Origin of the sequence: Sphingomonas sp. NPDC079357, from assembly GCF_044901155.1 — a bacterium.
Classification (GTDB): Bacteria; Pseudomonadota; Alphaproteobacteria; order Sphingomonadales; family Sphingomonadaceae; genus Sphingomonas.
Window position 1 is genome coordinate 1,617,666 of sequence record NZ_JBJDOM010000001.1, and the last position, 22,592, is coordinate 1,640,257.

Sequence of the window (22,592 nt, forward strand, 5' to 3'; positions counted from 1 at the left end):
GAAGCCAGAACCTCCGAGCTGCCGGCGCTGACGAAGGCCTGCTTTTCTGAATCCCCGCCGCCGCGGGAATGACGGACGTGGCTACCGCGCCACCACGGTCGGCAGCCGGTCGATCGGCTCGACGGTGACGCTGCGGAACCACGTCTCCGCGCCCTCCGACTGCAATTGGACATGCCCGTGGGTCAGCGGGGTGCGCTCGCCACCGGGGCCGACCGTCGCCAGCCCCTCGACAACCATCACCGGCACGCCGTTGACAACATGCACCGCGCGGTCGCCGAGCACGTACAGGTCCAGCACGTTCCACTGCCCCGCCGGTCGCTCGGCATCGTGGGCGTTCTCGACGTTCCAGATCAGCGAGCCGTTGACGATCTCGACCGGCTTGCCGCCGATCCGGTAGCGGACCGGCGGCGAGATCAGCGACGGGTCGAGCGCGGCGGTGGTGTGGATGCGCACATCGCGCCCGACCGCGACCGCCATGCCGGTCGAGCCGATCATCATCTCGAACTCGACCGACGGCTGCCACGTTCCGAACACCGCGCCGGGTTTGCCATGCGTGTGATAGAGCAGGCCGTTGTTGGGCGGCTGGTCCGCACGCGGTGCCCAGCGCTTGTCGCCCCAGCGATATTCGAGCCGCAGGTGATAGTCGCGCAGGTCAGCGTCATGGACCAGCGCGCCCCATGTCTCGCCCTTCACCCACAGCGCGGGCTTGCCGTCGATCAGCTTGACCGCGAAGTCGCCCGCGGTCGAGCGCGCGCGGCCGATCGGAGTCGCGCCGGGTTTGTCGCGGTAGGTGACCGAGGGATCGGGATAGCCGAGCCATGGCTGCCAGCCGGATAAGTCGCGGCCGTTGAACAAGGCGCGTGCGGGGCCGGTCGGTTTCGGGACATCGGTGAGGACGAGCGTTTGCGGGGCGGTCGGCGCGTCGCCGACGATCGCGCGCGCCTGCTCGACCGGAGACGGCGCGGGCGGCGCGACCTGCGCAATCGCCGCAGCCAGCAGGATGATGTTCACCGGTGCCCTCCCCTACAATACCGCGGCGGTATTGCAGGATAGAGAAGCCGCAACAACGGCTTACGACCAAGGTCGTGGTCTGCTCCTCGTCGCCCCGAACTTGATCCGGCGCCCCGCTTTGTACCAGCCGTCGAAGAAAAAGCGGGATCCCGGATCAAGTCCGGGATGACGTGTAGGTCACGCGGCGTTGGCGGCGCGGGTCAGGTTGAGGAACACGTCCTCCAGATCGGCTTCCTTGGTGCTAACGTCGACGATCCCATAGCCGTCGCGCTGGATCGCCCCCAGCACCTCGCCCGCGTTGACGCGGTCCTTGGCATAGGTGACTTCGAGCGTCCGCGTGCCCTTGAGCGCGACCTTCCCGAAACATTCATTGTCGGGCAGCGCCGAAACGTCTCGGTCGACCGTCACCGCGACGATCTTCTCCTGGGCCTTCCCCAGCAGCTCGGCGGTCGGCGAGTTGGCGATCACGCGGCCGTGATTGATGATCGCGATCCGGTCGCAGAGTTCCTCGGCCTCTTCGAGATAATGCGTGGTCAGCACCACCGTCACCCCGGCGTCGTTGAGGCTGCGGACATAGGTCCACAATTGCTGGCGCAGCTCGATGTCCACGCCGGCGGTCGGTTCGTCGAGCACCAGCACCGGCGGCGTATGCACCATCGCCTTCGCAACCATCAGCCGGCGCTTCATGCCGCCCGACAGCGTGCGGGCATAGGCGTTGGCCTTGTCCTCCAGATGCACCGCGCGCAGCAGCTCCATCGAGCGGCGCTCCTTCTTGGGCACGCCGTACAGCCCGGCCTGGATCTCCAGCGTCTCGACGGGCGTGAAGAACGGATCGAACAGGATTTCCTGATTGACGATCCCGATCGACGCCTTGGCGTTGCGCGGGTGTTCGTCGATGTCGAAGCCCCAGATCGTCGCCGCGCCGCTGGTCTTGTTGACCAGCCCGGCAAGGATGTTGATCAGCGTCGACTTGCCCGCGCCGTTCGGCCCGAGCAGCCCGAAGATGCTGCCGCGCGGCACGTCGAACGTCACGCCGTCCAGCGCGCGCTTGGGCGCGCCGCCTTTTATCCCGGCGTAGGTCTTGCACAGGTCGCGGATCGAGATCGCTGCTTCGGTCATGCGGCTCGCGATAGGCGCACGAGGCGCGGAAGCCAATAACGTGAGGATTGTTTCGCCGCCCCCGCCTTGCTAATCGCCTGCCCATGCGCCCGCCGTCCGAACTCGTCCGCACCTCCTCCGCCCGCGTCGCCTGCGATGGCGCGACCGACATTCCGGGCGGCGCGGCGCTCGGCCATCCGCGCGTGTGGTTGCAGATCGACGAGCATGGCTATGTCGACTGCGGCTATTGCGACCGGCGCTTCGTGCTGATCGGCGGTCCGGCGGATGGCGTCGACCACAGCAAGCTCCCCGACATTTCCGAGGGCGCCAGCCCGCAATAGTGGCGTCCGGGGCACGGTGCGCCTATCTTGGGCGACATGACCGATCCCCGCTCCTTCCTGTACCGCGACACGCTCGACCCCGCGACCGCGCAGCGCGTCACCGCCGATGTGCTGGCGCGCGCCGATGACGGCGAGCTGTTCCTGCAATATCGCAAGGCCGAGGCGTTCGGGTTCGACGACGGGCGGCTGAAGACCGCCAGCTACGACACCACCGCCGGCTTCGGCCTGCGCGCCGTGTCGGGCGAGATGACCGCCTTCGCGCACGCCAACGAGCTGAGCGAGGCCGCGATCCGTCGCGCGGGCGAGACGATGGCGCTGATCGATCCGTCGACCGCGACGAAGGCGGCCGCGCCCGCGCGCACCAACAGCCGGCTCTATACCGATGCCGACCCGCTCGATCTGGTGCCGTTCGCCGACAAGGTGAACCTGTGCCAGACGATCGACGCCGCCGCGCGCGCGCGCGATCCGCGCGTCGCGCAGGTGTCGGTCGGACTGTCAGGGACGTGGAGCGTGGTCGAGATCGTCCGTGCCGACGGCTTCGTCGCTACCGACGTCCGTCCGCTGGTGCGGCTCAACGTCTCGATCGTCGCCGAGGCGAATGGGCGGCGCGAAACCGGGTCGTTCGGGGTAGGCGGACGCTATCTCTACGACCGTGTGATGATGCCCGACATGTGGAACCGCGCGATCGACGAGGCGCTGGCGCAGGCGCTGGTCAATCTCGACGCGGTCGATGCGCCCGCGGGAGAGATGACGGTGCTGCTCGGCAATGGCTGGCCGGGCGTCCTGCTCCATGAGGCGATCGGGCACGGGCTGGAGGGTGACTTCAACCGCAAGGGAACGTCGGCCTTCTCGGGCCGGATCGGCGAGCGCGTCGCCGCGCCGGGCGTGACGATCGTCGACGACGGCAGCCTCGCCGACCGGCGCGGCTCGCTGACGATCGACGACGAGGGGACGCCGACGTCGGAGACGATCCTGATCGAGGACGGCATCCTCAAGGGCTATATGCAGGACCGGCTCAACGCGCGGCTGATGGGGGTTGCGCCGACCGGCAACGGGCGGCGGGAGAGTTTCGCGCACGCGCCGATGCCGCGAATGACCAACACCTTCATGAAGGCGGGCCGCGACGATCCCGCCGAGCTGCTGTCGCGCGTGAAGAAGGGTATTTTCGCCAAGTCGTTCGGTGGCGGGCAGGTCGATATCGTCTCGGGCAAGTTCACCTTCTCGTGCACCGAGGCCTACCGGATCGAGGACGGCAAGCTCGGCGCGCCGATCAAAGGCGCGACGCTGATCGGCGACGGGCCGAGCGTGCTGACCAAGGTACTGGGCGTCGGCCATGACTTCGCGCTCGACGAAGGGATCGGCGTGTGCGGCAAGGGCGGGCAGAGCGTGCCGGCGGGCGTCGGACAGCCATCGCTGCTGATCGACGGGCTAACGGTGGGCGGGACGGCCTAACCTCAGACACCCGTCAGCGCCATGTCGAACGCGCCGATGATGTCGAAGCGATAATCCCGCAAGGTGATCACCAGCTTTCGCAATTCGCTGACCCGCACGGCGGCGGCGAATTGCGTGATCATTGCGTAGCGTTCGCCTTCGATCTCAAACACAGGGTTCAAGCGTAACCGCAGTTCCGGGGCATCCGCTACGGGGAGCAGAGGCACCGCCATCCGCGTCGCCAGATATGCGAGTACCTCCGACTGACAATCGAGCAGCAGGCCGCCGTTGCTCGACCGATACACGTCAAATTGTGCCATCAAAACAGCCGGTAGCGTTCCAGCGGCAAGCCGTTTTCCTCGACCCAGCGATTAACGGATTCGGCCCATTCGCGATTCTCTTCGCGCCAGCGACGATCCCGCTCTTCCTTTGCCGCCTTTCGCAACGCTGCTTCGCTTACCTGCGACAGATTGATCCCTGCCTCACGGGCCGCCGCCACAACGCCCGTGTCGAGCGACAGATTGACAGACTTCCGCTTGCCGGACGCGATCGGATCGTGCTTCATGCTCACAAGCTATGCGCACCATCCATGCGCGTCAACGCGGAGTCGAGCGATGGCCAAGTTCTTCCCGGCACTTACCCCCGAACATCGCGCGTTCGTCGCGAAGCAGCCGGTGTTCTTCGTGGCCACCGCCGCGCCGAACGCGCGCGTCAACCTCAGCCCCAAGGGCATGGACAGCTTTCGCATCCTCGACGACACCACCGTCGCCTATCTCGATGTCGCGGGATCGGGGAACGAGACCAATGCGCATCTGCTCGCCGACGGGCGGATCACGATCATGTTCTGCGCCTTCGACAATCCTGCGCTGATCTTCCGCATCTACGGCCACGGTCGCCCGGTGCTGCCGCAGGATGACGAGTGGCAGGCGTTGGCGGCGCATTTCACGCTGTTGCCCGGTACGCGGCAGATCTTCGTGATCGCGGTCGACGAGGTTCAGACGTCGTGCGGCTGGGGCGTGCCGTACATGGCGTTCGAGCGTGAGCGCGACACGCTCAACAAATATCACGCGAGCACCGACGATGCGACGCGCTTCGGCAAATATGCGGTCCGCACCCACAGCATCGACGGCCTGCCGGTCCGCAGCCCGACGCGCGTCCCCGCCTGATGGCGCTTGTTGAACTCGGCCGGTATGACCGCAACCTCGCCAACATTCTCGTCGCGCGGCTTGAATCGGATGGCATCCCCGCGCTCGCCTTCGATGGCGGTGCGAGCATCGCCGACGGAAGCTGGCTGCTGATCCCGGTGCGGGTCATGGTCGACGAGGACGATTTGTCCGCCGCGCAGGCGATCGTCGATCCTGCCTGATTTTTGGGCAGCGGTGACGCGCTGCACAATTATTAACGATCTTTTACTCCCGCCGATACGTTCGCCCCCTCTGCGGCCAACTGGCACGCCCCTTGCTAGGCTCTTTTGCGGGACAAACGCAAAGGGGGCGTGATGAAGCTGGTCATAGCCATCATCAAACCGTTCAAGCTCGACGAGGTGCGCGAAGCGCTCACCACCGTCGGCGTGGCCGGGATGACGGTGTCGGAGGTGAAGGGGTTCGGTCGCCAGAAGGGCCAGACCGAAATCTACCGCGGCGCCGAATACAGCACCAACATGGTGCCCAAGATCAAGATCGAGGTCGTGTGCGCCAGCGACATCGCCGACCGCGTGGTCGAGGCGATCCAGGCCGCCGCCAACACCGGTGCGATCGGCGACGGCAAGATCTTCGTGCTCGATGTCGGACAGGCGGTGCGGATCCGCACCGGCGAAACCGACGATACGGCATTGTGATGGGGGGACCGATGACGCTTTCCAGAAAGATCGCGGGCGGCGCGGGGGCGCTGGCCGCCACGCTGCTGACCGCCGTACCGGCGCTGGCACAAGGCGCCGCCGGGCCGGTGCGTGCACCCGCCGCCGAGGCCGCCGTCGCGATGATCAACAAGGGCGATACGTCCTGGCTGCTGATCTCCGCCGCGCTGGTGCTGATGATGTCGATCCCCGGCCTCGCGCTGTTCTACGGCGGGTTGGTGCGCACCAAGAACATGCTCAGCGTGCTGATGCAGGTGTTCATGATCGTCTCGGTCGCCAGCCTCGTCTGGGTGTGCTGGGGCTACAGCATGGCCTTTACCGGCGGTAACGCGTTCGTCGGCGGGCTGTCGAAGGCGTTCCTCGCGGGGGTCGGGCCGACCTCGGTCGCGGCCACCTTCTCAAACAACGTCTACGTGCCCGAATATGCGTTCATCGCCTTCCAGATGACCTTCGCGTGCATCACGCCCGCGCTGATCGTCGGCGCGTTTGCGGAACGGGTGAAGTTCACCCCGCTGCTGGTGTTCGTCGTGCTGTGGCTGACGATCGTCTATTTCCCGATGGCGCACATGGTCTGGTACTGGGCGGGCCCGGACTTCCTGGCCGACGCACCGACCGACGCCGGGCTGCTGTACGGCTGGGGCGCGCTCGACTTCGCGGGCGGCACCGTGGTGCACATCAACGCGGGCATCGCCGGCCTCGTCGGCTGCCTCATCATCGGCAAGCGCCACGGCTACAAGTCGGAGCCGATGCCGCCGCACTCGCTGACGATGACGATGATCGGCGCCTCGCTGCTGTGGGTCGGCTGGTTCGGGTTCAACGCCGGCTCCAATCTCGAAGCCAATGGCGGTGCGGCGCTCGCGTTCGTCAACACCTTCGTCGCCACCGCCGCCGCGGCGGTCGCCTGGGCGGTGATCGAGCAGATCGTCCACAAGAAGCCGTCGCTGCTGGGCGGCGTGTCGGGGGCGGTCGCCGGCCTCGTCGCGATCACCCCGGCCGCGGGCTTCGCCGCGCCGATGACCTCGATCATCCTCGGCTTCGTCGCCAGCGCGGTGTGCTTCTTCTTCGTCACCACGGTGAAGAACAAGCTCGGCTATGACGACACGCTCGACGTGTTTGGCGTACACTGCGTCGGCGGGATTATCGGCGCGATCGCGACCGGGATCGTCGCCGACCCGTCGCTCGGCGGTCAGGGCTTCATCGACTACACCAAGTTCCCGTCGGTCGCCGGCCAGTATGACATGGCCGCGCAGGTCTTCACGCAGATCAAGGCGGTGGTGCTGACGCTGGTGCTGTCGGGCGGGGTCTCGGCGGTGCTGTTCTACGGCATCAAGGCGACGATGGGCTTGCGCCCCTCGCTCGAAGTCGAGGTCGAGGGTCTCGACATCAACGAGCATGGCGAACGCGCCTACAATTATTGACGAGTTCGCGGGGCGGCGATGGTCGCCGCTCCGCCACCGATGTTCCTCCTGCGGACAACACCTCAAGGCCCGGCGCGGCAACGCGACCGGGCCCTTTTTTGCGTGCTGCGCTGCAAGATGACACGGGGTGCTGAAGGCGCTATATTAGTAATCGGCGTCGGGCGATCCCGTACGAACGAGACCCCGGCTCCCAGAAGGAGAGGATGGGTCATGTTGAGGATCAGGAACGCCGGCCATCACGGCATGGTCGCCGCCGGGCTCGCAGCGATGTTCACCGCCGCGGTACTTGGCGCACAGCTTGCCGCAGACGCATTGGTCTATGTCGGCGAGCTGCTGATACGGTGACCAAAGCAGGCCTCGTCACCCCGGACTTGATCCGGGGTCCCGCTTTTTGACGTCCCCCGCAGAAGAAGCGGGGCCCCGGATCGAGTCCGGGGCGACGTTAAGTTGAAATTTCGGCGGAAACGTTAGTTCGGCAGCCGGATCTCGAACATCGTGGGCCAGCGCTTGCCCGTGACGAACAGCCGCCGCGCCTTGGCGTCCCAGGCAATACCGTTCGCCACCGCCTCAGGATCGCGCGCGCCGACCTCGGCGACGATCGCGCGCAGATCGATCACGCGCGTGACGACACCGCTGCGCGGATCGATCGAAACGATGAACGGCTGGTGCCAGACATTGGCGAGAATCTGCCCGTCGACCATCTCCAGTTCGTTGATCTGGTCGAGCGCCCGCCCCGCGAACGTGACGGTCAGCTTGCGCCGCACCTTCATCGTCGCCGGATCGTGAAAGGTCAGCGTCGCGCTGCCATCGGAGCGGATCAACGACGTCGCATCGGACGTCAGCCCCCAGCCTTCGCCGGTATAGCGCATCGTTCCCAGCGGCTTCAGCGTCGCGGCGGTCCAGCGGTGCGCAACGCCGTCATGCCACGTCAGGCTGATCGCCTCGCCTTTCCACACGGCGAGCCCTTCGCCGAACTGCGCCGCGGGGATCGTCCGTCGCAGCACGACCTTCCCGGTCGCGACGTCGACCCGCCGCACGTCGGAGCGTCCTTCCAGCCCGACGCTCTCGACCAATGCCCCGCCGTGCCACACCAGCCCTTCGGTAAAGGCGGCGGGATCGTGCGGTGTCCGGCGGACGATGACCGGCACGACCAGCACAGGCTGGCGCGCCATGACGGCGGACGCGGCTTGTGGCGGAACCGCCCCGGCCGGGCCGGCAAGAGCGAGAAGCGGAAGGAGCAGCCAGCGCGACATGCGCCCAACGGTACGATGCCGCGCGACGCGGGGCAATCGCGTTGCGCCGCGCGACCGCGTCAGCCCGCCTTGGGCGCCGCGCCCTGCACCGCGTTCACGGTGGCGATGCCCTTGTCGTTGATCGAAACCACCCACGGCGTCCCATCATCGCACGTCGCGATCCAGCTCGGGTTGCCCTGCAACACCGGCCCGGCGGCCGATCGCGTCACGCCCTGGCAGGCGCGTCCCGCATCGCTGATCGCACGGAACAGCACGCCATTGCGCTCCTTTTCATTCAATTGATTGATCTGGGCGAGGTAATTCCCGCTACTGTTGTTGGCGGCGCTGGCCGTCGCGGCATTATCTCCCTCCGACTTCGCGCCGCAGGCGGCAAGTGCCAGCGGCAGGGTGGCGGCGATCACGGCATGGCGAATCATGACAGGCCCCTCGAAGACGAACGTTGCGTTGGTTTAACATTTTTCCCGGCGCCGGGTTGCACTTTCTATCCTATGTAGGTGCAACCAACGAATCGGGGGAAGTGGTGATGCGTGGACGTCGGTCGATCGGGCTGGTGGCGGCAGTGGCGATGCTGGCGTCGTGCGGCGACAAGGACGGCAATGCCGGCCGCCCCGCCAGCACCGCCGGCGCCAACAGCAGCGGCGGCGCTGCCAGCGGAAGCGGTACGGGGTCGACCGCCGCGACCGGCTGCGCCTTGCGCGCCCGGCAGGATTGGGTGCTTGCCGCGATGAAGGAATGGTATCTGTTCCCGGATACGCTGCCGACCAGCATCGACCCATCCGGCTATTCTGATGTCGACAGCTTCCTCGACGCACTGACCGCAACCGCGCGGGCGCAGCGCAAGGATCGCTATTTCACCTATCTTACCTCCTACAATCAGGAGAGCGCTTACTATAGCTCGGGCGCGACCGCCGGGATCGGCGTCCGGCTCGCCTGGGATGCCAGCAACCGCGTCTTCGTGACCGAGGCCTATGAGGATGCGCCGGCTTTGAAGGCCGGGATCGACCGCGGCGCGCAGATCGTCGGCGTCGGCACCACCTCCGCGACGATCCGCGCCATCAGCGACCTGCTCGCCAGCCGCGACTATGATGCACTGGACGAAGCGTTCTACGCGGCGGACCCCGGAACGGTGCACGTTTTCCGCATCGTCGACGAAAAGGGCACCCGCGAGGTTTCGGTGACCAGCGACAATTACACGCTGTCGCCGCTGTCGTCACGCTACGGGACCAAGGTGATCGACGATAACGGACGCAAGGTCGGCTACGTCAACCTGCGCACCTTCATCGAAACCGCCGACGGTCAGCTGCGCAGCGCTTTCGGTGCTTTCAAGGCGCAGGGGGTGACGCAGGTGATCGTCGACCTGCGCTACAATGGCGGCGGGCTTCTCTCCACCGCCGAGACGTTCACCGATCTGCTCGGCGCCGACCGCTCGACCAGCGACGTGCAGGCTTACCAGACCTTCCGTGTCTCCAAGTCGGAACGAAACGAGGTTCGACGCTTCGCGCGTGAAATGAACGCGATCGCGCCGACACGAATCGCGTTCATCGGTACCGACCAGACCGCCTCCGCCAGCGAATATGTCATCAATGCGCTGATCCCGTACCTGCACGGCAATCTCGCGCTGGTCGGCGGCAATACCTATGGCAAGCCGGTCGGGCAGATCGCGGTGGACAATCCGTCGTGCAGCAACGACCGCCTGCGGGTCATCGCCTTCGCGCTCCAGAATGCGGCACGGCAGGGGGATTACTACAACGGTCTGGCCACCAAGGTCGAGGCGAGCTGCCAGGCCGGCGACGATTATACGCACCAGCTCGGCGATACGAACGAGACGTCGGTGCGCACCGCGCTGGACTGGCTGGCGGGGCGCGGGTGCACCTCGATCGGCGCCAGCGCCTCGGCGGCGCGCAGCACCGGATTGCTCACGCCAGCGCAACGCCCGCTGCTGGCCACCAAACCGACGATCGCACAACGCGAGACGCCGGGGCTGTATTGAGTTGCCGGATCCGGCGCGGACGTGAACCGGGCTCACGTCCGGGTGACGTCGACCCCTAGTCCTTCCAGCCCCAATAAAGCTGCGCCGGCGGCACGTTCCACCATTCCATGTCATGGTCGATGCGGTGGAAATGCGGCGCGATGAAGTCGCGGACCTTGGGGCTGAACTGATAGACGAGGAACGCGCCGCCAATGCGGAGCACGCGCTGCGTCGCGGCGGCGATCGCCGGCCCGACGCCGTCCGGCAATGTCGAGAACGGCAGGCCCGACAGCACGTAATCGGCCGCCTCATGCCCGTGCTCGGCGACGATCCGCTCAACGTCCGCCGCCGAGCCGTGGACGGCCACGAAGCGGGAGTCGGTGATCGTGTGGTCGAGGTAGCGAATGAAGTCCGCATTGGTGTCGATCGCGATCAACATCGCGTCGGGCGCCATCCGCTCCAGGATCGGCCGGCAGAAAGTGCCGACACCGGGGCCGTATTCGACGAACAGCTTGCAATTGGCCCAGTCGACCGGGCCCAGCATCTTGGCGATCAGCCGATCCGACGACGGGATGATCGAGCCGACCATCACCGGATGCTTCAGGAACCCGGTGAAGAACATCTGCCACGGTCCGGGCACGCCGGCGGCTTTGCTGCGGTCGCGCCGCACGGCGTCGGTGGAACTGGTCATGTGGAAAAAACGGCTCCCGAACCTAGTATGATGACCTTTTGCACGTCATCGGCATGACGAACGTCCTGCGGACGAAGCGGTTGCCATAGCCGGGTTGCGCGCGGCCCCCAAGCGCCTAATCGACATTGGCACGGGACGGGTCGGGAGCAGATGGCGGTGAAGCAGGCGCGGGACACGACATTCGCGTTAATGTTCATGGTGATGCTGACGATCGCCGCGGGCAACACCGCGCTTCAGTCGGTGCTGCCCGCGCTCGGCCGCTCGCTGGGCGTGCGCGATGCGGAGGTGGCGCTGGCCTTCTCGATCTCGGCGCTGTTCTGGGTTCTCGCGGCACCGTTCTGGGCGCATCGCTCGCACCGCCACGGACGGCGCGCGATGATTCTGCTCGGGCTCGGCGGCTATGCGACCAGCCTGGTGCTATGCGGCGTCTTTCTCACCGCCGGGATCAACGGTTGGGTCGGCGGGACGGCGGCCTTCCTGCTCTTCATCGTTGGCCGCGTGATCTATGGCGCAACCGGCGCCGCCGCCCCGCCGGCGGTGCAGGCGCTGGTGGCGGGCAGCACGACCCGCGAGGAGCGCACCCGCGCGCTGACCCTGCTGGCCTCCGCCTTCGGACTGGGAACGATCCTTGGTCCGGCGCTCGCCCCCTATCTGATCCTCGGTCACATCGGCCCGGTCGCCATCGGACTGGCGGGGCCGGCGTTCGCGTTCGCCTTGTTCGGCGTCGCAATGCTGGTCGCGGTATGGCGGCGGCTGCCCGACGACCGGCTGGACGATGTGAGCCACGGTGCTGCGACTGCCTACCCCTCGATCGGCGGGCAGTCTTCGGGGGCAAGCGTCACCGCGGCGGTCGCGCCGGAGGGCGGAGGGCGGATCGGTGCGCTCGACCCGCGCATCCGCTGGTGGCTGTTCGTCGGGCTGGTAATGGGCCATGCGCAGGCAATGACCGGGCAGGTGATCGGCTTTCTCGTGATCGACCGGCTCGGCGTGTCGCCGGTCGACGCGCTGGGTGCGACCGGGCTGGTGCTGATGACCGGCGCGGGCGCGTCGCTGCTCGCGCAATGGGGAATGATCCCGCTGCTCGACCTGCGCCCGCGCGCGCTGGTGCTCGTCGGGCTCGCGCTCGCCGCCGCCGGCTGCTGGGCGACGGGTCATGCCACCACCCTGCCCGCGATCGCGAGCGGCTATGCGCTCGCCAGCCTCGGCTTCGGGTTCGTGCGGCCGGGGTTCACCGCGGGATCGAGCCTGGCGGTCGATGCATCGTTGCAGGCATCGGTCGCGGGCAAGGTGACGAGCATCAGCGGCGCCAGCTTCGTGCTGGGGCCGTCGATCGGGGTCGCGCTGTACGGCATCGGCCATGCGCTGCCGTATGATGCCGCCGCAATCGCCTGCGTGGTGATGCTGCCGCTCGGGTGGCGGGCGCTTCGGGAATAGGTCGAACCGCTCACCTCTCGTCGGCGCCATCCCGGACGCGATCCGGGATGGCGCTTCTTAGGTCTGTCGAGCGGAAGCGCGGCCCCGGATCACGTCCGGGGCGACGATCAGGGTAATTAAACCTCCTTGCCGCCCGGCCGCGCGGTAAGCTGCCCGGGTGAGATGAAGCCGATCGGCTGGATCGCATTCGCCTCCTGCTTCAGCCGCGCCGCCATCTGCTCATATTCGCGCTCCACCTCCGGGGTCACGCTCGCACGGCTCTCCTCCAGCGCGCGCTCGAAATGCGCCCGCCGCACCTCGCGCGTGTCGAGCGACTCGCGCAGCGCGATCAGGCCGGCGCGTCGTACGACATCCTCCAGATCGGCGCCGGTGAAGCGTTCGGTCCGCGCCGCCACCGCGTCGAGATCGACATCGGGCGCCAGCGGCATCTTCTGCGTCTGGATGTCGAGGATCCGCCGCCGCCCCGCGGCATTGGGCACACCGACATAGACCAGTTCGTCGAACCGCCCCGGCCGCAGCAGCGCCGGGTCGATCAGGTTCGGCCGGTTGGTCGCGCCGATCACCACCACCGACTGGAGTTCCTCCAGCCCGTCCATCTCGGCGAGGATCGTGTTGACCACGCGCTCGGTCACCTGCGGCTCGCCGAGCCCGCCGCCGCGCGCCGGCACCAGCGAGTCGAGTTCGTCGATGAAGATCACCGTCGGCGCGACCTGCCGCGCGCGCTGGAACAGCCGGGTGATCTGCTGCTCGCTCTCGCCGTACCATTTGCTGAGCAGGTCGCTCGACTTGGTGGCGATGAAGTTCGCCTGCGCCTCACGCGCCACCGCCTTGGCGAGCAGGGTCTTGCCCGTCCCCGGCGGACCATAGAGCAGGAAGCCCTTGGCCGGACGAATTCCCAGCCGGCGGAAGGCGTCGGGGTCCTTGAGCGGCAGTTCGACGCCTTCCTTGAGCCGCATCTGCGCATCGTCGAGGCCACCGACATCGGACCATTTGACGGTTGGCGCCTGCACCATCACCTCGCGCATCGCGCTCGGCTGGACGCGCTTGAGCGCCTCGGTGAAATCCTCGCGCGTCACCGCGAGCATGTCGAGAACCTCGGCAGGGATCGTGCGATCCTCGAGGTTGAGTCGCGGCATGATCCGCCGCACCGCCTCGATCGCCGCCTCGCGCGTCAGGGCGGCAACATCCGCACCGACGAAGCCGAACGTCTGCCGCGCCAGCTGGTCGAGGTCGACACCCTCGCCCAGCGGCATCCCGCGGGTGTGGATGCCGAGGATCTCACGCCGCCCGCGCTCGTCGGGGACGCCGACGATTATTTCGCGGTCGAAGCGGCCCGGCCGGCGCAGCGCTTCGTCGATCGCCTCCGGGCGATTGGTCGCCGCGATCACCACCAGATTGGCGCGCGCCTCCAGCCCGTCCATCAACGTCAGCAATTGTGCGACGAGCCGCTTTTCCGCCTCGCCGGACACCTGTCCGCGTTTGGGCGCGATCGAGTCGATCTCGTCGATGAACACGATCGACGGCGCGGCCTTGCTGGCTTCCTCGAACACCTGCCGCAGCCGTTGCTCGGATTCGCCATAGGCCGAGCCCATGATCTCGGGCCCGTTAATGAGGAAGAATTGCGCGTCCGACTCGTTGGCCACCGCGCGCGCCAGCCGCGTCTTGCCGGTGCCGGGCGGCCCATGAAGCAAAACGCCCTTGGGCGGATCGACGCCGAGCCGCTGGAAGAGTTCGGGATAGCGCAAGGGCAGCTCGACCATCTCGCGGAGCTGGTCGATCGTCTGCCCCATGCCGCCGATATCGTCATAGGTGACATCGGCGCGCCGCGCGGCCTGCGGCTCCTCATATTCGGGGCGCAGCTCTATCTCGGTGCTCTCGTCGATATGGACGACGCCCTTGGGGCTCGCCGACACGACCAGCAGCCGGATTTCTTGCAATGCATAGGCCGGTGCGTTGACGTAACGCTCCATGCCCGGCGGCATGTTCTGGACCCGCTGGTGCCCGGCGGTCGCGACGATGTCGCCCGCGCACAACGGCCGCCCGAAAAACGTGCGTTTCAGCGCATTGGTCGATCCCTGCAGCCGGAGGTTCTGCTGCGCCGGGGCGAACACGACCCGCGTCGCCGCCTTCGACTCGACTCGCCGTACCTCGACGAAGTCACCCGAACCGACCCCCGCATTGGCGCGCTGAAGCCCGTCGATACGAACCAGTTCCAGCCCTTCGTCCTCGGCATAGGGGCCGATCGCGCGCGCCGGGGTGGTCTTCTTGCCGATGATCTCGACGACATCGCCGTCGGTGATCCCCAACGCCGCGAACACCGCGCGCGGCAGGTGCGCGACGCCGCGCCCGCTGTCCTCCGGCCGCGCGTTCGCGACCTGCAACTTCACCACTGTTTCGTCGGCATCCGCCATGTCGTTCCTTTCGCGCGGCCAACGGCCGAGCGCAGGAGATAGGGCGGCGGTTCCGCATTGCGAACCGTACCGCCCTGCCGCACCGACGAAAAAAAAGGCCAGCCCCTGAGGGCCGGCCGTTTGAAGTTTTTAGGAGAGGATGCCTGAAAGGCCCGTCCTATGTGCGCCGCGGCATGCCCCTTCGCAAGTGCGAAATGATAGCGGTATGCTTGCAATTTCTGCAATCCAGCGGGCGATTGTTGTTGCGTCCGAGGACGGATGTTGCATGATGCACCGCAACAGCCATTTTGGACCCGTCCCCGGACCTGCCATGCGTCGGCTTCCACCCCTCACTGCGATCGAGGCTTTCGTGGCCGTCGCGCGACTCGGCTCGATCAAGGCCGCCGCGCAGGAGCTTGCGCTGTCGCCGCCGGCACTTAGCAGGCGTATTCAAACACTTGAACGGTTCATCTCGCGGCCGCTGTTCGACCGGCGGCATCAGGCGATGGTGCCGAATGCTGATGGCGAGCGGTTGCTCGCGGCGATCGCGCCCGCGCTCGACGGCATGTCCGACGCGATCGAGGGGATGACCAGCGGCAACGACGTGCTGCGCCTGCGGCTTGGCGTGCTGCCGCTCTATGCGTCGCAGCGGCTCTTTCCACGGCTGGGCGAGTTGCGTGCGGCGCACCCCGAACTGCATCTCGACATCGACACCGGCGGCAACGCGCTGGCGCGACTCGGAGAGGGGCTCGACGCGGTGATCGTCGTCGCGCGCGATATCGATCCGATGCTCTATTCGGAGCGGCTAGATCGCAACATGGTGTACCCGATCGGTGCGCGCGCGTTGCTCGACGGGCAACATCCACTGCGTTCACCCGAACAGATGCGCCAGCATAGCGTGCTGCTTCACCGCGATATGCCCGACACCTTTGCGGCGTGGAGCCAGGCAGCGGGCTATCCGGGGATGGAGCCGGTCGCGATCGATTATTTCGACACCGGCGTGCTGATTCTCGAGGCGGCGGCGCAGGGGCTCGGCGTCGCCTTCATGCACGAAAACCACTTCCAGGACGCGAATGACCCGCGGCTGGTGCGGCTGTTCGATATCGATGTCACCAGCCCGTACAGCTACTGGTTCGCCTGCCGCCCGCGCGCGTTGCAGACGAAGCCGGTCAAGATCTTCCGCGACTGGCTGATTCGCACGCTGCGCGAAAACTGACCCGTCCGTCCTTCGCGCCTGTTTGCACGGGCATGACGAAGGTGCTGCCCTACACCGGCCAACATTCGGCGTCATGCGGCCGGGCCGCGCGCCGGTAATGGTGCAGCACGCGTGCTGCCGCCGCGTTTGGCGCAAACTTCGACAACTTCGGACCCGCGACTCGCCCTGCCAGGCAGGGCAAGTCGCGACCGGATCAGGCGGCCTTCATCGCCACGATCTTGCCGGGGTTCGCCGGCGGCTCACCCTTGGGCAGCGCGTCGATCAGCTCCATGCCCTCGGTCACCTGACCCCAGACGGTGTACTGGCCGTCGAGGAAGCGCGCGTCGTCGAAGCAGATGAAAAACTGCGAGTTTGCCGAGTTCGGGTCCATCGTCCGCGCCATCGAGCAGGTCCCGCGCACGTGCGGTTCCTTGCTGAATTCCTGGCGGAGGTTCGGCTTCTCCGATCCGTGCATCCCGGTGCCGGTCGGATCACCGCCCTGCGCCATGAAGCCCGGAATGACGCGGTGGAACACCACGCCGTCGTAAAAGCCCTCGTTCGCCAGCTCGGCGATGCGCGCGACATGCTCGGGTGCGAGGTCGGGGCGCAGCTTGATCGTCACGTCGCCGCCATCCAGCGTCATGGTCAGCGTGGAATAGGTATCGGTCACAGGCAGTTCCTTTCTTGCCGTATGCGCGCGCCCCTATCGGTCCCGCGCCCCGCTGGCAAATGCACGACGCCCGCGCTAGGTGCCGGGGCGTCGACGCGCAATCAGGGAGCCGGCATATGAGCGAGACCGAGCTGCGCGACGCGTATGAGGATCAGGACGACCGCGAGGAGCGTCTCGACGAAGATGACCGGCTGAAGCCCGAGTTCGTCCGCGCGGTGCTCGACGCGGTCGAAGCCGGCGACGTTGCCGAGGCGCATGCGCTGGTCGAGCCGCTCCACCCCGCCGACATTGCCGATCTGTTCGAGCTGACCCCCGAGGATTGCCGCCGCGATCTGGCGGCGGCGGTCAGCGACCTGCTCGACGCCGACGTGTTCGCAGAAATGAACGACTACGTCCGCGAGGCACTGATCGACGCGCTCGACGCGCGGCAGGTCGCTGACATCGCGAGCGAACTCGATACCGACGACGCGGTCGCGATCATCGAGGACATGGAGCCGGAGGACCAGCGCGAGGTCCTGCGTGCGATGGAGCCCGACGATCGCGCCGCGATCGAGGAGGCGCTGTCCTACCCGGAAGAATCGGCCGGTCGCCTCATGCAGCGCGATCTGGTCGCGGTGCCGGAGCATTGGACGGTCGGCGACGTGCTCGACTATCTGCGCGCCGACGAGACGCTGACCACCGATTTCTGGGAAATCTTCGTCGTCGACCCGACGCACGAGCCAGTCGGCACCTGTTCGCTGAGCTGGATCCTCCGCACCCCGCGCAGCATCGCGATCGCCGACGTCATGCAACGCGAGCAGACGCTGATTCCGGTCGACATGGACCAGGAAGAGGTCGCGCTGCGTTTCCAGAAATATGCCCTGATCTCCGCCGCGGTCGTTGACGGATCCGGGCGGCTCGTCGGAATGATAACGGTCGACGACGTCGTCCACATCATCCAGCAGGAAGCGGGCGAAGACGCGCTACGGCTGTCGGGCGCGGGCGAAGGCGACATCAACGAGCCGATCCGCCTGACCGTCCGGACGCGGCTGACATGGCTGCTCATCAATTTGCCGACGGCGATGATCGCCGCGACCGTCGTCGGATTGTTCGACGAACGGATCGCGCGCTTCGCGGTGCTCGCGCAATTGATGGGGATCGTCAGCGGGATGGGCGGCAACGCGGGTACGCAGACGCTCGCCGTCGTCGTTCGCGCGCTCGCCACCAACCAGCTTACCGGCTCGAACACGCTGCGAATGATCACGCGCGAACTGCGGATCGCGGGGAGCAACGGCGTCGGGCTCGGGCTGCTGGTCGGCGCGGGCTCCTATCTGTGGTTCGGCAATCCGGCGCTGTCGCTGGTGTTCGGGCTGGCGCTGTTCATCAACAACATCGTCGCCGGGCTGGCGGGGGTGCTCGTCCCGGTGACGCTCGATCGTTTTGATGTCGATCCCGCAGTTGCGTCGTCGGTGTTCGTGACGACCTGCACTGATTCGCTGGGGTTCTTCACCTTTCTCGGGCTGGCGGCGCTATGGGGACTGGGCGGGTAGATCAAGTTGCGCCACCGCACCGTTCACCCTGAGCTCGTCGAAGGGTGTACGCGGCGCACGTGCCTCGATAGGCTGAACACGAGCGGTTGAATCGCGGCGCGCGGGACAAGTCCTTTACCGCTCGCGCGTCGCGGCGAACTTCACCTTCGGGTAGCGGTCCTGCACATAGCCGACCTCCCACGCGCTCTTGGCGAGGAACACGGGGTTGCCGTCACGGTCCTTGGCCATCGCCGCGCGGTTGAGATCGGTGAAATTCTTCAGCTCGCCCGGATCTTCCGCCGAAATCCAGCGCGCGGTGTCGAACGGCGCCGGCTCCAGCCCCGCCGCGACCTTGTATTCGGCGTCGAGCCGGCTGAGCAGCACGTCGAGCTGAAGCTGACCGACCACGCCGATGATCCAGTTGCTGCCGATCTCGGGATAGAAGACCTGCGTCACCCCCTCCTCGGCCATGTCGTCGAGTGCCTTCCGCAACTGCTTGGTCTTGGTTGGGTCCTTGAGCGCCACGCGGCGCAGGATTTCGGGCGCGAAGTTCGGCAGCCCGGTGAAGCGCACATCGGCCTTCTCGCTCAGCGTGTCGCCGACGCGAAGGGTACCGTGGTTGGGAATGCCGATGATGTCGCCAGGGAACGCCTCGTCGGCGACTTCGCGGTTCTGTGCGAAGAACAGGATCGGCGAGTGGACCGCGATCGGCTTGCCATGCCCGGTCGGGGTCAGTTTCATCCCGCGCTTGAAGGTGCCCGAGCACAGCCGCATGAACGCGATCCGGTCGCGGTGCTGCGGGTCCATGTTGGCCTGCACCTTGAAGACAAAGCCGGTGACTTCCTTTTCCTCCGGCGCGACCGGCGCCGGCTCGGCAGGCTGAGGGCGCGGCGGCGGGGCATAGTCGCTCAGCGCCGCGATCAGGTCCGCGGGGCCGAAATCCTTTAGCGCTGAGCCGAAATAAACCGGCGTCAGGTCGCCGTTGCGATACGCTTCGGCATCGAACGACGCATAACCGGCCTGCGCCAGTTCGATCTCTTCCGCGACCGCCTCCGGCAGCGTCGGCGCTTCCTCGGTCATGCCAAGGAACAGCCGGCTGTCACCCTCGGGCCGCGCGATCTGGTTGCTCGACAGGTTGAGGATACCCTCGAACGTGCCGCCCATGCCGACCGGCCACGTCATCGGACACACGTCGAGCGCCAGCATATCGGCGATCTCGTCGAGTAGCTCGAACGTCGGCCGCCCTTCGCGATCGACCTTGTTGACGAAGGTGATGATCGGTACCGAGCGCAGCCGGCAGACCTCGAACAGTTTGCGGGTCTGCGCCTCGATGCCGCGTGCCGCGTCGATGACCATGATCGCCGAGTCGACCGCGGTTAGCGTGCGATATGTGTCCTCACTGAAATCCTCGTGACCCGGCGTGTCGAGCAGGTTGAAGGTGATGCCGCCGCTTTCGAAGGTCATCACGCTGGAGGTGACGGAAATCCCGCGCTGCTGCTCGATCTTCATCCAGTCCGAGCGCGCGCGCCGGTTCTGCCCGCGTGCCTTGACCTCCCCCGCGAGATGGATCGCGCCCCCGAAATACAGCAGCTTTTCGGTCAGTGTCGTCTTGCCCGCGTCGGGGTGAGAGATGATCGCAAAGGTACGGCGGGGAGACGTCATGCGGGTTCCAGCGGTTCGGGCAAGCGCCGCGGTCGCGCGGCCATGTGGAGCGCGCGAATAGCAGGATGGCGCGCGGAGGGACAGAGGTAGTCCTCACCGTCGTCCGGGACTTGCCCCTCCACCCGACCTGTCCCGAGGCTCAAAGGACGAGCGGAGCTCCCGGTCACGTCAAACCCACGATAGAGGGCGGACGCTCGTACGCCGCACCCCCCGACGACTCGCGATTCTCACCGTCGCATCAGTCAAACGACAACGGCCCGCCCGACAAATGTCGGACGGGCCGCCGTTCATTCAGAAAGAACCGGTCTGCTTAGCTGCCCGACTCAAGGTTTACGGCCGCATACTTGCCGCGACGGTCGACCTCGATCTCGAAGCTCAGGCGATCGCCCTCGTTGAGGGTCGGCATGCCGGCGCGCTCGACGGCCGAGATGTGCACGAACGCGTCGGGCTGGCCATCATCACGCTGAATGAAGCCGAAGCCCTTCATCGCGTTGAAGAACTTGACGGTGCCCGTCGCCTTCTCACCAGTCAGCTGGCGCTGGGGAGCGCCGGCGCCGCCCGCACGCGGGCCGCGATCACCACCACGGTCGCCGAAGCCGCCTTCACGCGGAGGCGCACGATCGGTGACCGGCATCGGCTCGCCATCGATCTTCAGATCGGTCGCCGAGACGCGACCACCGCGGTCGACGAGCGTGAAGCCGAGCGGCTGGCCCTCCGCCAGGCCCGACAGGCCTGCCTGCTCGACCGCCGAGATGTGCACGAACACGTCCTCGCCGCCGTCATCACGGACGACGAAGCCGAAGCCCTTCTGCGCGTTGAAGAACTTGACCACGCCGGTGCCTTCGCCAACGACCTGCGGGGGCATGCCGCCACCGCCGCCGCCGAAGCCGCGACCACCGCCGCCGCCACCACCGAAGCCGCCACCGCCACCGCGGAAGCCACCACCGCCGCCGCCGCCAAAGCCGCCGCCACCACCGCCGAAGCTACGACCGCCGCCGAAGCCGCCGCCGCCACGATCTTCGAAGCCGCCGCCGAAGCCGCCGCCGCCAAAACCGCCGCCGCCGAAATCGTCACTGCCGCCGCCGAAACCATCGCGCTTGTCGCGCCCACGCCCGCCGCGCTGCCCGCGGCCGCCCTTGTCGTAACCCATAACCCTGTTCGTCTTCCCGGTCCGCCCGATAACTCTCATCAGGGCCACGCGCAGGACGGCGAACGCGGCTCCCCTGGGCACAGGACCTACTGCGCCTCAAAGCCTCTATAGACCATCTTTCGTCGCCCTGCGAATCGTTTTGCGCATCTTTTCAAGCAATGACCAGCCACTGCCATTAATCGGTCGCACTGTTGCCACGTTCCGTCGTCGAGATGACATCGAGTCACGAAGCGATTGAGCCGGGCGGGTCCCCTCGTTACAGGCCACATATGGCTGTATATCTGCATGAAGAAGACCTGCCCGACGACGTGTTCGCCGCGGGCGCCGCGATTGCGGTCGATACCGAGACGATGGGGCTCGTAACTCCGCGCGACCGGCTGTGCCTGGTGCAACTGTCGGACGGCGGCGCGGACGAGCATCTCGTGCGCTTTTCGCCGGGTAGCGATTATGCCGCCCCGGTATTGCGCCAAGTGCTCGCTGATCCGACGCGGTTGAAACTATATCATTTTGGTCGCTTCGACATTGCGGCGATCCGTCACTATCTCGGCGTGGTCGCCGCGCCGGTTTATTGCACCAAGACCGCGTCGCGGCTGGTGAGGACCTATACCGACCGGCACGGTTTGAAGGAGCTGGTGCGCGAATTGCTGGGGCAGGACATTTCGAAACAGCAGCAATCGTCCGACTGGGGCGGCCCGGTGTTGAGCGACGCGCAGCGCGACTATGCCGCCTCCGATGTCCGCTTCCTGCACCGCCTCAAGGAAGAACTCGACCGTCGGCTGGCGCGCGAGGGCCGCACCGAACTGGCGCAGGCGTGTTTCGACTTTCTGCCAGCGCGTGCCGAGCTTGATCTGGCGGGCTGGCCGGAAGTTGACATCTTCGCACATGTCTGACGTCGCGCTTCGCGTCCGATCGGAACGGCAACGCTGGGCGCAGCCCGGCGGGCGGCACGATCGCATCATCGCGCTCGCCAACCGCGCGCTGCCCGTCTCGATCGGCGTGCTGTTCGCGTTCCTGGTCATGGCGCCGCTGACCATGGGCGGCGACGCGTCGTTCGTCCTCGACAAGAATCGCGTCGAAGTCGCCAAGGAGCGGATGAAGCTGCGCGAGGCGCGTTACCGCGGCACCGATGCCAAAGGTCAGCCGTTCGAGCTCGACGCCGGCTCGGCGGTGCAGAAGAGCTCTGCCGAGCCGATCGTGCGGATTGCCGGCATGGCCGCCGCGATCCGCCTTTCCGATGGCCCCGCGACGCTGACCGCGCCGACCGCGCGCTATGACATGGACAGCGAGCAGGTGAATGTCGACGGGCCGATCAAGGTACGCGGACCGAACAATTACACGCTCGACACGGACAATGCGATCGTCGACCTGAAATCGCGTCGCCTGCGCTCCACCGGCGCGGCGACCGGCACCGTTCGCCAAGGCACGTTCCGCGGCGACAGGATGAGCGCCGATCTCGAAGCGCGGTCCGTCACGCTCGACGGCAATGCCCGCTTGCGGTTCACCCCAAGAAAATAGA

At 66.8% G+C, this 22,592-nt stretch carries 24 protein-coding genes; 13 read left to right on the plus strand and 11 right to left on the minus strand.

Annotation, left to right across the window (positions count from 1 at the left end; all coding sequences use genetic code 11):
- Positions 1-81 precede the first annotated feature (81 nt).
- Together ACI2JO_RS07595 and ACI2JO_RS07600 are read right to left on the minus strand one after the other, a co-directional pair.
- Positions 82-1,011, minus strand: coding sequence for a DUF1080 domain-containing protein (locus ACI2JO_RS07595; protein WP_404720074.1), 930 nt, complete (start codon positions 1,009-1,011; stop codon positions 82-84).
- A gap of 177 nt (positions 1,012-1,188) precedes the next feature.
- Positions 1,189-2,130 (minus strand): ABC transporter ATP-binding protein, encoded by a 942-nt coding sequence (locus ACI2JO_RS07600; protein ID WP_404720075.1) that lies wholly within the window; start codon positions 2,128-2,130, stop codon positions 1,189-1,191.
- 83 nt (positions 2,131-2,213) lie between these two features.
- On the opposite strand from ACI2JO_RS07600, the gene ACI2JO_RS07605 reads away from it, so the two are divergent.
- Both ACI2JO_RS07605 and tldD read left to right on the plus strand, forming a co-directional pair.
- Positions 2,214-2,450: a zinc-finger domain-containing protein gene (locus ACI2JO_RS07605; protein WP_028967353.1), complete on the plus strand. Its 237-nt coding sequence runs from the start codon at positions 2,214-2,216 to the stop codon at positions 2,448-2,450.
- 36 nt (positions 2,451-2,486) lie between these two features.
- Positions 2,487-3,902, plus strand: coding sequence for a metalloprotease TldD (tldD, locus tag ACI2JO_RS07610; RefSeq protein WP_404720076.1), 1,416 nt, complete (start codon positions 2,487-2,489; stop codon positions 3,900-3,902).
- Positions 3,903-3,904: 2 nt separating this feature from the next.
- Here the strand turns inward: tldD and ACI2JO_RS07615 are convergent, their stop codons facing one another.
- Entirely contained in the window at positions 3,905-4,201 is a 297-nt protein-coding gene (locus ACI2JO_RS07615) for a CcdB family protein (RefSeq protein ID WP_404720077.1), read from the minus strand.
- Positions 4,201-4,446, minus strand: a complete 246-nt coding sequence (locus ACI2JO_RS07620) for a type II toxin-antitoxin system CcdA family antitoxin (protein WP_404720078.1) — start codon at positions 4,444-4,446, stop codon at positions 4,201-4,203. The genes ACI2JO_RS07615 and ACI2JO_RS07620 overlap by 1 nt, the downstream gene beginning before the upstream one ends.
- 49 nt (positions 4,447-4,495) lie before the next feature.
- On the opposite strand from ACI2JO_RS07620, the gene ACI2JO_RS07625 reads away from it, so the two are divergent.
- From ACI2JO_RS07625 to ACI2JO_RS07645, 5 genes are all read left to right on the plus strand, one after another.
- On the plus strand, positions 4,496-5,047 hold the full coding sequence (locus ACI2JO_RS07625) for a pyridoxamine 5'-phosphate oxidase family protein (RefSeq protein WP_404720079.1): 552 nt from the start codon (positions 4,496-4,498) through the stop codon (positions 5,045-5,047).
- Complete coding sequence (locus tag ACI2JO_RS07630) at positions 5,047-5,247, plus strand: DUF2007 domain-containing protein (RefSeq protein WP_404720080.1); 201 nt, start codon at positions 5,047-5,049, stop codon at positions 5,245-5,247. Before ACI2JO_RS07625 ends, ACI2JO_RS07630 begins: the two co-directional genes overlap by 1 nt.
- Before the next feature lie 132 nt (positions 5,248-5,379).
- Complete coding sequence (locus tag ACI2JO_RS07635) at positions 5,380-5,718, plus strand: P-II family nitrogen regulator (protein WP_028967359.1); 339 nt, start codon at positions 5,380-5,382, stop codon at positions 5,716-5,718.
- 11 nt (positions 5,719-5,729) lie between these two features.
- Positions 5,730-7,154, plus strand: a complete 1,425-nt coding sequence (locus ACI2JO_RS07640) for an ammonium transporter (protein ID WP_404720081.1) — start codon at positions 5,730-5,732, stop codon at positions 7,152-7,154.
- Positions 7,155-7,364: 210 nt separating this feature from the next.
- On the plus strand, positions 7,365-7,499 hold the full coding sequence (locus ACI2JO_RS07645) for a hypothetical protein (RefSeq protein WP_404720082.1): 135 nt from the start codon (positions 7,365-7,367) through the stop codon (positions 7,497-7,499).
- A 122-nt stretch (positions 7,500-7,621) separates the two neighbouring features.
- Here the strand turns inward: ACI2JO_RS07645 and ACI2JO_RS07650 are convergent, their stop codons facing one another.
- Positions 7,622-8,326 (minus strand): glutaminyl-peptide cyclotransferase, encoded by a 705-nt coding sequence (locus ACI2JO_RS07650; RefSeq protein WP_404720083.1) that lies wholly within the window; start codon positions 8,324-8,326, stop codon positions 7,622-7,624.
- 140 nt (positions 8,327-8,466) lie between these two features.
- A complete protein-coding gene (locus tag ACI2JO_RS07655) occupies positions 8,467-8,823 on the minus strand; it encodes a hypothetical protein (RefSeq protein ID WP_404720084.1) in 357 nt (118 codons plus the stop codon).
- A 107-nt stretch (positions 8,824-8,930) separates the two neighbouring features.
- Here ACI2JO_RS07655 and ACI2JO_RS07660 point away from each other — a divergent pair, with 107 nt between their 5' ends.
- A complete protein-coding gene (locus tag ACI2JO_RS07660) occupies positions 8,931-10,397 on the plus strand; it encodes a S41 family peptidase (protein WP_404720085.1) in 1,467 nt (488 codons plus the stop codon).
- Positions 10,398-10,452: 55 nt separating this feature from the next.
- On the opposite strand, the gene ACI2JO_RS07665 is transcribed toward ACI2JO_RS07660, so the two are convergent.
- Positions 10,453-11,067: a class I SAM-dependent methyltransferase gene (locus tag ACI2JO_RS07665; RefSeq protein WP_404720086.1), complete on the minus strand. Its 615-nt coding sequence runs from the start codon at positions 11,065-11,067 to the stop codon at positions 10,453-10,455.
- Positions 11,068-11,223: 156 nt separating this feature from the next.
- On the opposite strand from ACI2JO_RS07665, the gene ACI2JO_RS07670 reads away from it, so the two are divergent.
- A complete protein-coding gene (locus ACI2JO_RS07670; RefSeq protein WP_404720087.1) occupies positions 11,224-12,501 on the plus strand; it encodes an MFS transporter in 1,278 nt (425 codons plus the stop codon).
- Between the two features lie 116 nt (positions 12,502-12,617).
- On the opposite strand, the gene ACI2JO_RS07675 is transcribed toward ACI2JO_RS07670, so the two are convergent.
- Positions 12,618-14,912: a CDC48 family AAA ATPase gene (locus tag ACI2JO_RS07675; RefSeq protein ID WP_404720088.1), complete on the minus strand. Its 2,295-nt coding sequence runs from the start codon at positions 14,910-14,912 to the stop codon at positions 12,618-12,620.
- A 310-nt stretch (positions 14,913-15,222) separates the two neighbouring features.
- Here ACI2JO_RS07675 and ACI2JO_RS07680 point away from each other — a divergent pair, with 310 nt between their 5' ends.
- A complete protein-coding gene (locus tag ACI2JO_RS07680) occupies positions 15,223-16,107 on the plus strand; it encodes a LysR substrate-binding domain-containing protein (protein ID WP_404720089.1) in 885 nt (294 codons plus the stop codon).
- Between the two features lie 193 nt (positions 16,108-16,300).
- Here ACI2JO_RS07680 and ACI2JO_RS07685 read toward each other — a convergent pair whose 3' ends face one another.
- A complete protein-coding gene (locus tag ACI2JO_RS07685; RefSeq protein ID WP_404720353.1) occupies positions 16,301-16,729 on the minus strand; it encodes a peptidylprolyl isomerase in 429 nt (142 codons plus the stop codon).
- Between the two features lie 143 nt (positions 16,730-16,872).
- Between ACI2JO_RS07685 and mgtE the strand changes: the two genes are divergently transcribed.
- A complete protein-coding gene (mgtE, locus tag ACI2JO_RS07690; RefSeq protein WP_404720090.1) occupies positions 16,873-18,285 on the plus strand; it encodes a magnesium transporter in 1,413 nt (470 codons plus the stop codon).
- A gap of 114 nt (positions 18,286-18,399) precedes the next feature.
- Here mgtE and ACI2JO_RS07695 read toward each other — a convergent pair whose 3' ends face one another.
- Both ACI2JO_RS07695 and ACI2JO_RS07700 read right to left on the minus strand, forming a co-directional pair.
- Positions 18,400-19,926, minus strand: a complete 1,527-nt coding sequence (locus tag ACI2JO_RS07695) for a peptide chain release factor 3 (RefSeq protein ID WP_404720091.1) — start codon at positions 19,924-19,926, stop codon at positions 18,400-18,402.
- Between the two features lie 310 nt (positions 19,927-20,236).
- On the minus strand, positions 20,237-21,076 hold the full coding sequence (locus tag ACI2JO_RS07700) for a cold-shock protein (protein ID WP_404720092.1): 840 nt from the start codon (positions 21,074-21,076) through the stop codon (positions 20,237-20,239).
- Positions 21,077-21,345: 269 nt separating this feature from the next.
- Here ACI2JO_RS07700 and ACI2JO_RS07705 point away from each other — a divergent pair, with 269 nt between their 5' ends.
- Positions 21,346-21,966, plus strand: a complete 621-nt coding sequence (locus ACI2JO_RS07705) for a ribonuclease D (RefSeq protein WP_404720093.1) — start codon at positions 21,346-21,348, stop codon at positions 21,964-21,966.
- On the plus strand, positions 21,959-22,591 hold the full coding sequence (gene lptC / locus ACI2JO_RS07710) for an LPS export ABC transporter periplasmic protein LptC (protein WP_404720094.1): 633 nt from the start codon (positions 21,959-21,961) through the stop codon (positions 22,589-22,591). Before ACI2JO_RS07705 ends, lptC begins: the two co-directional genes overlap by 8 nt.
- The last annotated feature ends 1 nt before the right edge of the window (position 22,592 follow it).

Coding starts and splice junctions, on each gene's coding strand:
- ACI2JO_RS07600 (WP_404720075.1), bottom strand. CDS start 2,130: ATGACCGAAGCAGCGATCTCGATCCGCGACCTGTGCAAGACCTACGCC.
- ACI2JO_RS07605 (WP_028967353.1), top strand. CDS start 2,214: ATGCGCCCGCCGTCCGAACTCGTCCGCACCTCCTCCGCCCGCGTCGCC.
- tldD (WP_404720076.1), top strand. CDS start 2,487: ATGACCGATCCCCGCTCCTTCCTGTACCGCGACACGCTCGACCCCGCG.
- ACI2JO_RS07615 (WP_404720077.1), bottom strand. CDS start 4,201: ATGGCACAATTTGACGTGTATCGGTCGAGCAACGGCGGCCTGCTGCTC.
- ACI2JO_RS07620 (WP_404720078.1), bottom strand. CDS start 4,446: ATGAAGCACGATCCGATCGCGTCCGGCAAGCGGAAGTCTGTCAATCTG.
- ACI2JO_RS07625 (WP_404720079.1), top strand. CDS start 4,496: ATGGCCAAGTTCTTCCCGGCACTTACCCCCGAACATCGCGCGTTCGTC.
- ACI2JO_RS07630 (WP_404720080.1), top strand. CDS start 5,047: ATGGCGCTTGTTGAACTCGGCCGGTATGACCGCAACCTCGCCAACATT.
- ACI2JO_RS07635 (WP_028967359.1), top strand. CDS start 5,380: ATGAAGCTGGTCATAGCCATCATCAAACCGTTCAAGCTCGACGAGGTG.
- ACI2JO_RS07640 (WP_404720081.1), top strand. CDS start 5,730: ATGACGCTTTCCAGAAAGATCGCGGGCGGCGCGGGGGCGCTGGCCGCC.
- ACI2JO_RS07645 (WP_404720082.1), top strand. CDS start 7,365: ATGTTGAGGATCAGGAACGCCGGCCATCACGGCATGGTCGCCGCCGGG.
- ACI2JO_RS07650 (WP_404720083.1), bottom strand. CDS start 8,326: ATGGCGCGCCAGCCTGTGCTGGTCGTGCCGGTCATCGTCCGCCGGACA.
- ACI2JO_RS07655 (WP_404720084.1), bottom strand. CDS start 8,823: ATGATTCGCCATGCCGTGATCGCCGCCACCCTGCCGCTGGCACTTGCC.
- ACI2JO_RS07660 (WP_404720085.1), top strand. CDS start 8,931: ATGCGTGGACGTCGGTCGATCGGGCTGGTGGCGGCAGTGGCGATGCTG.
- ACI2JO_RS07665 (WP_404720086.1), bottom strand. CDS start 11,067: ATGACCAGTTCCACCGACGCCGTGCGGCGCGACCGCAGCAAAGCCGCC.
- ACI2JO_RS07675 (WP_404720088.1), bottom strand. CDS start 14,912: ATGGCGGATGCCGACGAAACAGTGGTGAAGTTGCAGGTCGCGAACGCG.
- ACI2JO_RS07680 (WP_404720089.1), top strand. CDS start 15,223: ATGCGTCGGCTTCCACCCCTCACTGCGATCGAGGCTTTCGTGGCCGTC.
- ACI2JO_RS07685 (WP_404720353.1), bottom strand. CDS start 16,729: ATGACGCTGGATGGCGGCGACGTGACGATCAAGCTGCGCCCCGACCTC.
- mgtE (WP_404720090.1), top strand. CDS start 16,873: ATGAGCGAGACCGAGCTGCGCGACGCGTATGAGGATCAGGACGACCGC.
- ACI2JO_RS07695 (WP_404720091.1), bottom strand. CDS start 19,926: ATGACGTCTCCCCGCCGTACCTTTGCGATCATCTCTCACCCCGACGCG.
- ACI2JO_RS07700 (WP_404720092.1), bottom strand. CDS start 21,076: ATGGGTTACGACAAGGGCGGCCGCGGGCAGCGCGGCGGGCGTGGGCGC.
- ACI2JO_RS07705 (WP_404720093.1), top strand. CDS start 21,346: ATGGCTGTATATCTGCATGAAGAAGACCTGCCCGACGACGTGTTCGCC.
- lptC (WP_404720094.1), top strand. CDS start 21,959: ATGTCTGACGTCGCGCTTCGCGTCCGATCGGAACGGCAACGCTGGGCG.